The 12,886-nt window shown below is 74.0% G+C and carries 9 protein-coding genes and 1 pseudogene; 5 read left to right on the forward strand and 5 right to left on the reverse strand.

What is annotated here, in order from left to right:
• Positions 1–8: 8 nt before the first annotated feature.
• Positions 9–1,169 carry an oxygenase MpaB family protein gene (locus ACFY0K_RS40730; protein WP_390644102.1) on the forward strand — a complete coding sequence of 387 codons (1,161 nt, stop codon included), beginning with the start codon at positions 9–11 and terminating at the stop codon, positions 1,167–1,169.
• 90 nt (positions 1,170–1,259) lie between these two features.
• On the forward strand, positions 1,260–2,063 hold the full coding sequence (locus ACFY0K_RS40735; protein WP_390644103.1) for a hypothetical protein: 804 nt from the start codon (positions 1,260–1,262) through the stop codon (positions 2,061–2,063).
• 48 nt (positions 2,064–2,111) lie between these two features.
• On the opposite strand, the gene ACFY0K_RS40740 is transcribed toward ACFY0K_RS40735, so the two are convergent.
• Positions 2,112–3,383, reverse strand: coding sequence for an AI-2E family transporter (locus tag ACFY0K_RS40740; protein WP_390644104.1), 1,272 nt, complete (start codon positions 3,381–3,383; stop codon positions 2,112–2,114).
• A gap of 60 nt (positions 3,384–3,443) precedes the next feature.
• Entirely contained in the window at positions 3,444–3,638 is a 195-nt protein-coding gene (locus ACFY0K_RS40745) for a DUF3046 domain-containing protein (RefSeq protein ID WP_293999007.1), read from the reverse strand.
• Between the two features lie 80 nt (positions 3,639–3,718).
• Here ACFY0K_RS40745 and ACFY0K_RS40750 point away from each other — a divergent pair, with 80 nt between their 5' ends.
• Positions 3,719–4,663 (forward strand): hypothetical protein, encoded by a 945-nt coding sequence (locus tag ACFY0K_RS40750; RefSeq protein ID WP_390644105.1) that lies wholly within the window; start codon positions 3,719–3,721, stop codon positions 4,661–4,663.
• An 8-nt stretch (positions 4,664–4,671) separates the two neighbouring features.
• On the opposite strand, the gene ACFY0K_RS40755 is transcribed toward ACFY0K_RS40750, so the two are convergent.
• The 3 genes and pseudogenes from ACFY0K_RS40755 to ACFY0K_RS40765 form a co-directional block, all read right to left on the reverse strand.
• Complete coding sequence (locus ACFY0K_RS40755; RefSeq protein WP_390644106.1) at positions 4,672–4,980, reverse strand: AzlD domain-containing protein; 309 nt, start codon at positions 4,978–4,980, stop codon at positions 4,672–4,674.
• Positions 4,977–5,729: an AzlC family ABC transporter permease gene (locus ACFY0K_RS40760; protein WP_390644107.1), complete on the reverse strand. Its 753-nt coding sequence runs from the start codon at positions 5,727–5,729 to the stop codon at positions 4,977–4,979. Before ACFY0K_RS40760 ends, ACFY0K_RS40755 begins: the two co-directional genes overlap by 4 nt.
• Positions 5,633–6,591, reverse strand: a pseudogene (locus ACFY0K_RS40765) (AraC family transcriptional regulator); the annotation flags it as partial. The pseudogene ACFY0K_RS40765 and the gene ACFY0K_RS40760, both read right to left, overlap by 97 nt.
• A 430-nt stretch (positions 6,592–7,021) precedes the next feature.
• On the opposite strand from ACFY0K_RS40765, the gene ACFY0K_RS40770 reads away from it, so the two are divergent.
• Both ACFY0K_RS40770 and ACFY0K_RS40775 read left to right on the forward strand, forming a co-directional pair.
• Positions 7,022–11,983, forward strand: a complete 4,962-nt coding sequence (locus ACFY0K_RS40770; RefSeq protein ID WP_390644108.1) for an ATP-dependent helicase — start codon at positions 7,022–7,024, stop codon at positions 11,981–11,983.
• Between the two features lie 49 nt (positions 11,984–12,032).
• Positions 12,033–12,875: an Fpg/Nei family DNA glycosylase gene (locus ACFY0K_RS40775; RefSeq protein WP_390644109.1), complete on the forward strand. Its 843-nt coding sequence runs from the start codon at positions 12,033–12,035 to the stop codon at positions 12,873–12,875.
• The last annotated feature ends 11 nt before the right edge of the window (positions 12,876–12,886 follow it).

Below are 12,886 nucleotides of genomic sequence, written 5' to 3' on the forward strand. Positions count from 1 at the left end.
GCCCTGCCGTGATGCACACCGAGGCCTCGCTGGACACCCTGCGGCACGCCGGTGACGAACTCGCCGACGCCACGGTCGCCGCACTCTTCGAGCGCGGGGAGGTGGGCACGTTCAACACCCTGATGCGCTACGTCTCCACCGCCGGCGCGCCCCTGCCGGACGGGCTGCCCGAGGTCGCACGGGAGTACCTGGAGGCCACCCGGGTACCGCCGTCCTGGGTGGACTGGGGCGAGATGGAGAAGGCCCGGCTGTTCTTCATCGACAACAGCGTGCACATCTCGACCGCGCTCTCCTTCGCCGCCATGCCCGCCTGTTACGTCGTCCCGCGCGTGGCGAAGCTGCTGTCGGCCACCCACGGGCTGAAGTACCCGTCCAAGCGCATGGCGGAGACCGGTCAGTTCACCGTCTACCTCATGCGCCCCGACGCCTTCGAGGCCGGCAGCCGCTTCGTCCCGGCTGCCCAGAAGGTGCGCCTGCTGCACGCCTCGATCCGGCGCCACCTCAAGCGCGAGAACCGCTGGGACACCGAGGCGCTCGGCATGCCGATCTGCCAGGAGGACATGATCGGGGGCCAGATGTTCTTCTCCATGCTGGTCCTCGACAGCCTGCACCGGCTGGGCATCCACCTGTCCACGGAGGGCGCGGAGGCGTACTACTACGCGTGGCGGGTGGTGGGCGCCATGCTCGGCGTCGACCAGGAGGCCGTCCCTGAGACCCTCGAAGAGGCACGCGCCTTCCTCGACCTGTACATGGTCCGGCACATGGGCCCCTCCGAGGAGGGCGCGGTCCTGACCCGGCAGCTCATCGACCTGTACGAGGAGGTCGTTCCCGGCACCTTCTTCGACCCGGTCGTCTCCGCCCTGATCCGCCACCTGGTCGGCGACACCTGCGCCGACTGGCTGGAGGTGCCGCGCACCCGGTGGGACACCGTCGTCAAGGCCGTACCGCACCTCCTCGGCGTCCTGGAGACCGTCGAGGACCGCTCCCCGCTGGGCGCCTGGGCCCTGGACCGCCTCGGGCACCTCACCACCGTTCTGGAACTGTCCTCGCTCACCCGTGGCCGCGTCATGCACTACGCCATCCCCGAGCACCTCAAGAAGGACTACGGCGTCGCGGGCACGGTCCCCCGCACCCGGCGGTGGACCCCGCCGGCCGCCACGGTCTCCTGACCGCCCCGTGCGCCCCTACTCCGCGAGGCGTACGGCGGGTGTCTTCGGCCGGACGACGACCGCGCGGGCGGGCGCCGGGAGGCTGGGCGCATGTCCTCCTCCCTGCAGAGTCCGCCCCGCAGGCCACCGGCGAACCCGCTGGCCGGGATCCTGGCCCGGGTGCGCCCCGCCGAGCGTCTGTGTCACGTGACCGGCGTGCTCCTCGTCCTCTCCGGTCTGGCGCATCTGGGGGTGTTCGCGGTCGACGGCGGCCCCTGGTACGGGCCGGTCTCCTGGCGCAAGCCCGTCACCTTCGGGCTCTCCTTCGGTCTGACGCTGATGGCGGTCACCTGGGTCACCTCCTACCTGAGGGTCGGGGAGCGGCTGCGGACCGTCCTGCTGCTCGTGTTCGCCGCCGACTGCGTGGTCGAGGTCGGCGGGATCACCCTGCAGGCGTGGCGCCGGGTGCCCTCGCACCTCGACATGGAGACGCCCTTCGACACCGCGGTGTCCATGATGCTCGCGGTGGGCGGCGGGGTCCTGGTGGTGCTGCTCACCGTCTTCGCGGTGGCGTCCTTCCGGCACCGGCCGACCGGTCCCGTGGGCATGGCGCTCGCCGTGCGCTCCGGGTTCGCGGTGCTGCTGGTGGCGCTGGCCTCGGGAGCGGCGATGATCGCGCGCGGGGTGGTGCTCGTCCGGACCGGACACCAGGAGGCGGCGTACGACTCGACGGCCCCGCTCAAGCCGCTGCACGCGGTCAGCCTGCACGCGGTGCTGGTCCTGCCGGCCCTGGCCTGGCTGCTGTCGCGCACCGGGTGGAGCCAGCGGACCCGGTGGCGGGTCGTCGCCGCGGCGGTGGGCTGCTACACGGCGGCCGTGGCCGCCGCCGGGGTGTGGGCCGTTCTCACCTACTGATCGCGACTCACCTGGCGACCGCGACGCACCTGGCGACCGCGCAGGCCGTCAGGCCGAGCCCCCCTCGGACTCCGGTTCCTCGGCCGGCCGCTGCCATATCAGGCGCTGCGTCAGGCGCCGCGCGCGCGTGCGCAGCCCGGGGCCGCCCGCGCTCCGCCGGCGGTGCCCCTGCACCCGCGGGTCGTCCGTGACGTCGTACCGCTTCACATAGGCGCTCAGGAACGCCTGGAGCGTGGCGACCGCCGGGATGGCGATCAGTGCGCCGACCGCGCCGAGGAGCGCGGTGCCGGCGATGACCGAGCCGAAGGCGACCGCCGGGTGGATGTCGACCGACTTGGAGGTCAGCTTGGGCTGCAGCATGTAGTTCTCGAACTGCTGGTAGATCACGACGAACACCAGCACCCACACCGCGTACAACGGGTTGACGGTGAACGCGATCAGCATCGGCAGCGCGCCCGCGAGATAGGTGCCGATGGTGGGGATGAACTGCGACACAAGACCGACCCACACGCCCAGCACGGGCGCGTACGGCACGCCGAGGGCCTGCAGCAGGATGTAGTGCGCGATTCCGGAGATCAGCGCCATCACACCGCGCGAGTACAGGTAGCCACCGGTCTTGTCGACGGCGATCTCCCAGGCGCGCAGCACCTCGGCCTGGCGGGCGGGTGGCAGCACGGAGCACAGGGTGCGGCGCAGCCGGGGGCCGTCGGCGGCGAAGTAGAAGGCGAACAGCGTGATCGTCAGCAGCTGGAAGAGGCCGCCGAGCACCTGCCCGGACACGTCGAGCGCACCGGCCGCGCTGTTCTGCGCGTACTTGCGCAGCCAGTCGGAGTGCAGCAGGCCCTCCTGGACGTCGACCCGCTTCACTTCGGTGTGGAAGGTGTGGTTGACCCAGTTGATGACCGAGTCCAGGTAGTCGGGGAAGTCTTCGACGATCTTGATGATCTGCCCGGCCAGCATCGAGCCGAGCAGTGTGATGAACCCCGCGGTGGCGATCGCCAGGCCGAGGAAGACCAGGAAAGTCGCGAAGCCCCGGCGCATGCCGCGGGAGGCCATCCAGCTCACCGCGGGCTCGATGGCGAGCGCCAGGAAGAACGCGATGAGGATGTTGATCAGCAGTCCGGTGAGCTGGTGGAAGGCCCAGCTGCCCAGCTGGAAGGCAGCGACGAGGGCGAGGGCCAGCACCATGGCGCGCGGCAGCCAGCGCGGCATGCGGGCGCCCGGTACCGCGGCGCCGGCGGCCGGTGATCCGGCGCGCGGCGTCGTGTCGGCCGGGGATGCGTCCTGGGCGGTCCGCCCGTCCTCGTCAGTGGATACCACGGTGCAAGTCTCGCCTACGCCACTGACAACACGTGGCCCGTCTCCGATCTTCGCGCACGGTCAGCGCCTCTCCCCCGGAACGTTCATGACCGTGCAGACCACGCGCCACACGTCCTTGGCCTCCCAGCCGGCGTCCAGGGCCTCGTGCACCGTCAGCCCGCCGAGCTCCGTCATCACGTGATCGCGCGCGAAGGTGTCGGCGTACCCGGAACCGAAGTGTTCCGCCATCCGCTGCCAGAAAACCGTCAACCGCATGAAACCAGTATCCCGCCCCTGAGAGTGGGCCCTGCCCGGGAACGCCTGCCGAGACCGCTTTCCGCCCTACGGTCTTGCGCATGGCCGAATCCGGAGCTTCCCCACTCCCCCCTACGCCCCCGGCGCACTCCCCGCTCTTCCGCGCCGAACGGTTCATGTGGCTCACCGCCCGCGTGCTGGAGCAGCGTCTCTTCGCGTACCACTTCCTGAACGGCGGCCCCGACCCGGTGGAGACCGCGCTGGACGCCTACCGCAACGAGGACGGCGGCTACGGACACGCGCTGGAGCCCGATCTGCGCGGCCCGGTGAGCCAGCCGCTGCACGCCGGGCACGCGCTACGCGTCCTGGACGCCATCGGGCGGTGCGGCGGGCAGCGGGTGGAGCGCGTGTGCCGCTATCTGACAGCGGTCTCCACCGCGGACGGGGCGCTGCCGGCGGTCCTTCCCGGCCAGCGCGGCTACCCGGCGGCGCCGTTCCTCCCGGTCGTCGACGACCCTCCCAGTGAGCTCCTCGCCACCGGTCCTGTGGTGGGCCTGCTGCACCGCAACGAGGTCTGGCACGCGTGGCTGTTCCGGGCCACCGACTTCTGCTGGCAGGCGATCGAAGACCTGGAGAAGTCACACCCTTACGAGATCGAGGCCGCGGTCGCCTTCCTGGACACGGTGCCCGACCGCTCGCGCGCGGAGGCGACCGCCGACCGGCTGGGCCGCCTGGTGCGCGAGCAGCGACTGGCCGCGCTGGACCCGGAGCGCCTCGACACGTACCCGGTCGCACCCGGCTACGCCCCGCGCGAGCACCACTTCCCGCACGACTTCGCGAGGTCTCCGGACTCGCTCGCGCGCGCGTGGTTCACCGACGAGGAGATGAGCCGCTCGCTCGACTTCCTCACCGCCGAGCAGGAGGCGGACGGCGGCTGGCCGATCCGCTGGCGCCAGTGGGCACCCGCCGCTGCCCTGGAGGCGCGCCCCGTGGTGACGATCGAGGCCCTCCAGACGCTCGGGGCGTACGGCCGCTTCGTGGGCTGACGGAAGTCTCAGCCGGTCATGGCGCGCAGCCCCGCCGTGACCACCACGGCGACCCCGACGACGACCAGGAAGGGCGCCCGCAGCACCAGCGCCACGGCGGCCGCCCCGAGGCCCGCGGCCCGGGCGTCCAGCACGAGCGCGTGCCCGTCCGCGAACGTCTGCTGGGCCGTGAGAGCGGCGAGCAGGGCCACGGGCAGCAGGGCGGACAGCCGTCGCACCACCGGCCGCTCCAGCAGACCGGCGGGCACCAGCAGACCGGCGAGCTTGACGGCGTAGCAGCCGAGGGCGGTCGCGCCGATCGCGATCCAGAAGTTCACCGGGTCTCCTCGGGTGCCTCGTCGCGGGTACGGTCACGGCCGCAGCGGATGCCGGAGACGAACAGGGCGACCGGCGCCGCCAGCGCGGCCACCAGGACCGGCACCCCGGCCGGCAGCACGGGCAGCAGGCCGAGCCCCAGCAGCACCGCGAGGGCGGCGACCGCGCGATCGGTCGTGGTCTTCAGCATGGGGGCGAGCAGGGCCAGGAAGACGGCGGGTCCGGCCGCGTCCAGGCCCCAGGCGCCGGTGTCCCCGACGGCCTTGGCGCCGAGCGCGCCGAGCAGGGTGGTGAGGTTCCACAGGACGTACAGGCTGAGCCCGGTGACGGTGAAGCCGATCCGGGCGGCGCGCCGCGTCGGCTGGGCCAGGGTGACCGCGGTGGTCTCGTCGATCACCCACTGGGCGGCGAACGGCCGCACCACGCTCGGGAGGGACAGCACCTGGGAGAGACGCAGCCCGTAGAACGCGTTGCGCACCCCGAGGAAGAAGGCGCCGGCCGCCGCGGTGAACGGGTTGCCGCCGGCCGCGAGCGCGCCCACCAGGGCGAACTGGGAGGCGCCGGTGAACACCAGGAGGCTGAGCGCGCAGGTCTGGAGCAGGCCGAGCCCGCTGCCTGCCGAGGTCACCCCGAAGGCGAACCCGGAGAGTCCCACGGCGACCCCGACCCCGAGGGCGTCCCTGACGACGGCGGAGTCCGGCTTGGGCTCACCGTCGCCGCGTATGTCTGCGAGTGCTGTCTGTTGTGCCACTCCCAGGACGCTACGGACGGCCGCGCCGTGCGTCTTGTACGTTCTTGCGCTCGCGCTGGTAGGCGCCCGGCGGGACGCCGACGATCCGGGCGAAGTGCCGGTTGAGGTGCGGCTGGTCGGTGAAGCCCACGGCGACGGCCGCCTCGGCGGGTGCCGTGCCGGCGTCCAGCAGCAGCCGGGCGCGGCGCACCCGGGCGTCGGTCAGCCAGGTGTGCGGCGGCATGCCGTAGGCGTCGCGGAACGCCCGCAGCAGCGCGAAGGGGCTGGTGCCGAGGTCGGTGGCGAGCAGCTCCAGGGTCGGCGGCTCGGCCATCCGCTCCTCCAGCACCGCACGCGCGCGTGCGGCGAGCCGGGCCCCGGCAGTACGGACCTGCCGCTGCGGCAGCGGGCCGCCGTTCAGCCGCAGGAGTCTGGTGACCGCGACGCGCAGCAGGGTGTCGGCGGCGAGCGCGTTGCCCTCGTCGGCGGCGCGCAGCACCCGGTGCACGAGGGCCACGCTGTACGGGTCGTCGAGCACGGGACTGACGAAGCCGGGGGCGCCCCGGATCGCGGTGGTCTCGGCGGCGATGCCCGCCACGAGGTCCGGCGCCGGGTAGACCGCCCCATACCGCCACCCCTCGGGCACCCCGGCCCGCCCGGTGTGCGGGGTGTCCGGGTTGACCAGCGCGAGCGCCCCCGCCCCCGCCGACACGTCGGAGCCGCGGTGGTGGAAGACCTCGACACCGTCCGCGATGGCGGCGATCACGAAGTGCTCGTGGGTGTGCCGCACGAACGTCTTCCTGATGTACCGGGCACGCAGCAGATCGACACCGGGCAACGCCTCGTACCGCCAGTGCCGCGCCCGCTCGTCCGATCCCGCCATGCACCCATTGTCGACCACCCTCAGCCGCCACCCCGCTTCATGACTCCGCGAGGGCAGCGCCCCTGAAAGGGGCGCGGGGAACTGCGCGACAAGCCCCCACCGGCCCGCACTCGAAATGACGCCCGTCCGACTCCCCGAGCCGCTGCCCTCGCCCGACTCCCCGAGCCGCTGCCCTCCCCCCGCTGCCCTCGCCCGCCGTCCTCGCGCAGCCGCCAACGGCGAACCCGCCCCACAGGGGCCACCCGCAACCCGGTCACCCGCACCCGCACCCGCACCCGCACCCGCACCCGCACCCGCACCCGCACCCGCCACGAGCCCGTCACGGGTGTGCGGGTGGGAAACACACACGCCGAAGGCGGAGCCGAGGCCACGGCCCCCGCATCTCCGCAGGTCAGCCCCGTTTGTCAGTGCTCGGGTGCAGGATGGACCCATGGCGAAATCCGCACACCGGGCCCTCGACGGCTTCTCCCCCGCGACCCGCGGCTGGTTCACGGGGGCGTTTTCCGCGCCCACCGCGGCCCAGGCGGGCGCGTGGCAGGCCATCGGCGCGGGCTCGGACGTGCTGGTGGTCGCCCCGACCGGCTCCGGCAAGACGCTGGCCGCCTTCCTCGCCGCCCTGGACCAGCTGACCGCCACGCCAGCCCCGGCCGACCCGAAGAAGCGCTGCCGCGTGCTGTACGTGTCGCCGCTCAAGGCCCTCGCGGTCGACGTCGAGCGGAACCTGCGCAGCCCGCTGACCGGCATCCGCCAGGAGTCCGTGCGCCTGGGCCTGCCCGAGCCGGAGGTGCGGGTCGGTATCCGCTCCGGCGACACCCCGGCCGCCGAGCGCCGCGCCCTGTCCACCCGCCCGCCGGACATCCTGATCACCACCCCGGAGTCCCTGTTCCTGATGCTGACGTCGGCCACGCGCGACGCGCTGACCGGCATCGAGACGGTGATCCTGGACGAGGTGCACGCGGTCGCCGGCACCAAGCGCGGCGCGCACCTCGCGCTCTCACTCGAGCGGCTGGACGAGCTGCTGCCGAAGCCGGCCCGCCGGATCGGCCTGTCGGCGACCGTCCGCCCGGTCGACGAGGTGGCCCGCTATCTCTCCCCGCGCCGCAAGGTGGAGATCGTCCAGCCGAAGTCCGGCAAGGAGTTCGACCTCTCCGTCGTCGTCCCGGTGGAGGACATGGGCGAGCTGGGCGGCTCCCCGGCCACCGACGGCAGCGAGGGCGCGGAGAAGCCGTCGATCTGGCCGCATGTGGAGGAGCGGATCGCCGACCTGGTGCAGGCCCACCGCTCGACGATCGTGTTCGCGAACTCCCGCCGGCTGGCGGAGCGGCTGTGCAACAGGCTCAACGAGATCGCCTACGAGCGGGTGACCGGCGAGCCCCTGGACGAGCACCACTCCCCGGCCGAGCTGATGGGCGGCTCGGGCGCGGCCCACGGCGCCCCGCCGGTCCTCGCCCGTGCGCACCACGGCTCGGTCTCCAAGGAGCAGCGGGCCCTGGTGGAGGAGGACCTGAAGGCGGGCCGGCTCCCCGCCGTGGTGGCCACCTCCAGTCTCGAACTGGGCATCGACATGGGCGCGGTGGACCTGGTCGTCCAGGTCGAGTCCCCGCCGTCCGTCGCCTCCGGTCTCCAGCGCGTCGGCCGCGCGGGACACCAGGTCGGTGCGGTCTCCACCGGCGTGGTCTTCCCCAAGTACCGGGGCGACCTGGTGCAGGCGGCCGTCGTCACCGAACGGATGCGCACCGGCTCCATCGAGTCCCTGAAGGTCCCGGCCAACCCGCTGGACGTCCTCGCTCAGCAGCTCGTTGCGATGACGTCGCTGGACACCTGGCAGGTCGACGACCTGCTCGCCACCGTGCGCCGCGCGGCCCCCTTCGCCTCGCTCCCGGAGTCGGCGTTCACCGCGGTCCTCGACATGCTCGCGGGCCGTTACCCGTCGGACGCGTTCGCCGAGCTGCGCCCGCGCGTGGTCTGGGACCGGGTCGCGGGGACGGTCACGGGCCGCCCCGGCGCCCAGCGGCTCGCCGTCACCTCGGGCGGCACGATCCCCGACCGCGGCCTCTTCGGCGTCTTCCTGGCCGGTGCCGACCCCAAGAAGGGCGGCGGCCGGGTCGGCGAGCTGGACGAGGAGATGGTGTACGAGTCCCGGGTGGGCGATGTCTTCACCCTGGGCACCAGCTCCTGGCGTATCGAGGACATCACCCGCGACCGTGTGCTCGTCTCCCCCGCCCCCGGCGTCCCCGGCCGTCTCCCCTTCTGGAAGGGCGACCAGCTGGGCCGCCCGCTCGAACTGGGCCGTGCGGTCGGCGCGTTCCTGCGCGAGGTCGGCGCGCTTTCCAAGGACGACGCCCGGCTGCGCCTGCTGGCGGCGGGCCTGGACGCGTGGGCGGCGGACAACGTGCTGTCGTACCTGGACGAACAGCGCGAGGCCTGCGGCCATGTCCCCGACGACCGCACGATCGTGGTCGAGCGCTTCCGTGACGAGCTGGGCGACTGGCGGGTCGTCGTCCACTCCCCCTTCGGCGCCCAGGTGCACGCCCCCTGGGCGCTCGCCCTCGGTGCCCGGCTCTCCGAGCGGTACGGCATGGACGCCCAGGTCATGCACGCCGACGACGGCATCGTGCTGCGGCTGCCGGACGCCGACCTGATGGGCCTCGACCTGCTCGACCAGGCCCCGATGAAGGCCGGTACGGAGTACGACGCCGAGCAGGCCCCCGTGGGCGCGGCGGACGTCGCCTTCGACAAGGGCGAGGTCGACCAGATCGTCACCGACCAGGTCGGCGGCTCGGCCCTGTTCGCCTCCCGCTTCCGCGAATGCGCCGCCCGCGCGCTGCTGCTGCCGCGCCGCAACCCCGGCAAGCGCACCCCGCTGTGGCAGCAGCGCCAGCGCGCCGCCCAACTGCTCCAGGTGGCGAGCGAGTTCGGGTCGTTCCCGATCGTCCTGGAAGCCGTCCGCGAGTGCCTCCAGGACGTGTTCGACGTCCCCGGGCTCGTGGAGCTGATGGGCGACCTCGAATCCCGCAAGGTCCGCCTGGTCGAGGTCACCACCCCGGAGCCGTCCCCGTTCGCCCGCTCTCTCCTCTTCGGCTACGTCGCCCAGTTCCTGTACGAGGGTGACTCCCCGCTCGCCGAGCGCCGCGCGGCCGCGCTCTCCCTGGACTCCCGGCTGCTGGCCGAGCTGCTGGGCCAGGCGGAGCTGCGCGAGCTGCTCGACGCGGAGGTGCTGACCGAGCTGGAGCGCGAGCTGCAGTGGCTGGCCGAGGACCGCCGGATCAAGGACCCGGAGGGCGTCGCCGACGTGCTGCGGCTGCTCGGGCCGCTCACGGACGCCGAGTTGGCGGAGCGGGGCGCCGAACCGCAGTGGGCGGCGGAGCTGGCGGGCGCCCGGCGGGCCATCAAGGTCCGGATCGCCGGGGCCGAGCACTGGGCGGCGGTCGAGGACGCGGGCCGGCTGCGCGACGCCCTCGGCACGGCCCTGCCCGTGGGCGTCCCCGAGGCCTTCACCGAGCCGGTGAAGGACCCGCTCGGCGATCTCCTAGCGCGGTTCGCGCGCACCCACGGCCCGTTCACGTCGGCCACCGCGGCGGCCCGCTTCGGGCTCGGGGTGGCGGTCACGGAGGGCGCGTTGCAGCGGCTCGCCGCGGGCGGGCGGGTGGTGCAGGGCGAGTTCCATCCGGCGGGCATCGGCCAGGAGTGGTGCGACGCGGCGGTGCTGCGCAGGCTGCGCCGCCGTTCGCTGGCCGCGCTCCGGCACGAGCTGGAGCCGGTGGCACCGGCCGCGCTCGCCCAGTTCCTGCCGCAGTGGCAGCACATCGGCAAGGGGTACGGGCTGCGCGGCGTGGACGGACTGGTGCGCGCCGTGGAGCAGTTGCAGGGCGCTTCCGTACCGGCGTCGGCCCTGGAGAAGCTGGTCCTGCCGTCCCGGGTGGCGAACTACTCGCCGGCGATGCTCGACGAACTCACCGCGGCCGGCGAGCTCGTGTGGGCCGGCGCGGGTGCCCTGCCCGGCAAGGACGGCTGGGTCTCGCTGTATCTGGCGGACGCGGCCCCCGTGCTGCTCCCGCCGCCGCACCCGTTGGAGCTCACCGCCCTCCACCAGTCCGTGCTCGACGCCCTCTCCGGGGGCTACGGCCTGTTCTTCCGGCAGATCGCCGACCAGGTCCGCGCCACCACCCACCCCGACGCCACCGATCCCCAACTGGCCGACGCCGTCTGGGACCTGGCCTGGTCCGGGCGGCTGACCAACGACACGCTGGCCCCGATGCGCGCCCTGCTCGGCTCGGGCCGTACCGCCGGCTCCACCGCCCACCGCGCCAAGCGCACCGTCCCGCGCGGCCGCTACGGCTCCCTGACGGCCGCCGCCCGCCCCGCCTCCCGCACCGGCCCGCCGACCGTGGCCGGGCGCTGGTCGCTGCTGCCGCAGCGCGAGCCGGACACCACCGTGCGCGCCCACGCCCTGGCCCGCACCCTCCTCGACCGGCACGGTGTGGTGACCCGGGGCGCGGTCGCGGCGGAGGGCGTCGAGGGCGGCTTCTCGGCGGTGTACCGGATCCTGTCGGCGTTCGAGGAGAGCGGCCAGGCGCGCCGGGGTTACGTGGTGGAGGGCCTGGGCGCGGCCCAGTTCGCGATGGACGGCGCGGTCGACCGGCTGCGCGCGGTGTCCAACGCCCGCGAGCGCGGCGAGGCCCTGCCGGGCACCGGCTTCGGAACCGGCGGCGCTTCAGCGCTTTCAGGCCCGGACGGCGGGCACGGCACACCCACCGACTCCCTCGATCCGCTGGGCCCCTTCGACACGGCCGGCTTCCCCGACCTGGACGGCGACTTCACCTGGCCGCCCGAGCCGCCCGCCGCTCCCGGCGACTACGTCTCCCCCAAGGACCTCGCCCCCGCCGACCCGTTCGCCGCCCCCGGCTACGGCGGCCCCCGAGGCGGCAGCCCCGCCAACCCCTACGGCGCGAACCCCTACGCCTACGGCAGCCGCCACACCCGGACCGCTGCGGCCCCCGACCCCAGAGCCGTGGTCCTCGCCGCCGCCGACCCGGCGAACGCCTACGGCGCCGCCCTCCCCTGGCCCGAGCCCCCGACCGGAGCCGGGCACAAACCGGGCCGCAAGGCCGGCTCGCTGGTGGTCCTGGTCGAGGGCGAGCTGACCCTCTACATGGAGCGCGGCGGGAAGACCCTGCTGGCGTGGCCCGCCGCCCCGGACACGGCCGCCACCGACGACACCCGGCTCCGCACGGCGGCGGAGGCCCTCGCGGCCGCCGCCCGCGCGGGCACCCTCGGCACGGTGACGGTGGAGCGCGTCAACGGCGCCTCGGCGCTGACCTCCCCGCTGGGCACCCTCCTGGAGGCGGCGGGTTTCATCGCGACCCCGCGCGGCCTGCGGCTGCGGGCGTGAAGCACGGTGCGCACCTCACCTCCCGCCCCCTCCGTGCCACCCTTGAGCCATGCCCGAAGGTGACACGGTCTGGCTGGCCGCGAGGCGCCTGCACGACGCGCTCGCCGGCCAGGTGCTGACCCGCAGCGACTTCCGGGTGCCCAAGTACGCCACGGTCGACCTCAGCGGCCGTACGGTCCTCGGCACCACGCCGCGCGGCAAGCACCTGCTGACCCGGTTCGAGGGCGGCCTGACCCTGCACACGCACCTGCGGATGGAGGGCGCCTGGAAGGTCTACGGCACCGGTGAGCGCTGGCGGGGCGGTCCCGCACACCAGATCCGGGCGGTGCTCGCCACCGCCGACCGCACGGCCGTCGGGTACCGCCTCCAGGTTCTGGAGTTCCTGCGCACCGGCGAGGAGGAGCGCGCCGTGGGCCACCTCGGTCCCGATCTGCTGGGTCCCGACTGGAACCCCGACCGCGCCCTGGCCAACCTCCTCGCGGACCCCGCCCGCCCGCTCGGCGAGGCCCTGCTCGACCAGCGCAACCTCGCCGGGATCGGCAACATCTACAAGAGCGAGCTCTGCTTCCTGATCGGCGCGACCCCCTGGCTCCCGGTCGGCGCGCTCCCCGCCGACCGCGCCGCGATCCTCCCCGGCCTCGCCCAGCGCCTCCTGGAGGCCAACCGCGACCGCGTGGTCCGCCGGACCACCGGCCTGCGCGACCACGACCTCTACGTCTACGGCCGCGCGCCCCGCCCCTGCCTGCGCTGCCGCACCCCGATCCGCCTCGCCGACCAGGGCGACGGCTCCCGCGAACGCCCCACCTACTGGTGCCCGACCTGCCAGACCGGCCCGGCCCCCGCCCCGGGTTCCCGGCACGCCCACGGAACCAGCCCACGCACGACCAATTGACGACCCGTCAG

The sequence above is a fragment of the Streptomyces sp. NPDC001507 genome, assembly GCF_042894765.1.
Taxonomy (GTDB): domain Bacteria; phylum Actinomycetota; class Actinomycetes; order Streptomycetales; family Streptomycetaceae; genus Streptomyces.

Coding starts and splice junctions, on each gene's coding strand:
- ACFY0K_RS40735 (WP_390644103.1), top strand. CDS start 1,260: ATGTCCTCCTCCCTGCAGAGTCCGCCCCGCAGGCCACCGGCGAACCCG.
- ACFY0K_RS40745 (WP_293999007.1), bottom strand. CDS start 3,638: ATGCGGTTGACGGTTTTCTGGCAGCGGATGGCGGAACACTTCGGTTCC.
- ACFY0K_RS40750 (WP_390644105.1), top strand. CDS start 3,719: ATGGCCGAATCCGGAGCTTCCCCACTCCCCCCTACGCCCCCGGCGCAC.
- ACFY0K_RS40775 (WP_390644109.1), top strand. CDS start 12,033: ATGCCCGAAGGTGACACGGTCTGGCTGGCCGCGAGGCGCCTGCACGAC.
- ACFY0K_RS40770 (WP_390644108.1), top strand. CDS start 7,022: ATGGCGAAATCCGCACACCGGGCCCTCGACGGCTTCTCCCCCGCGACC.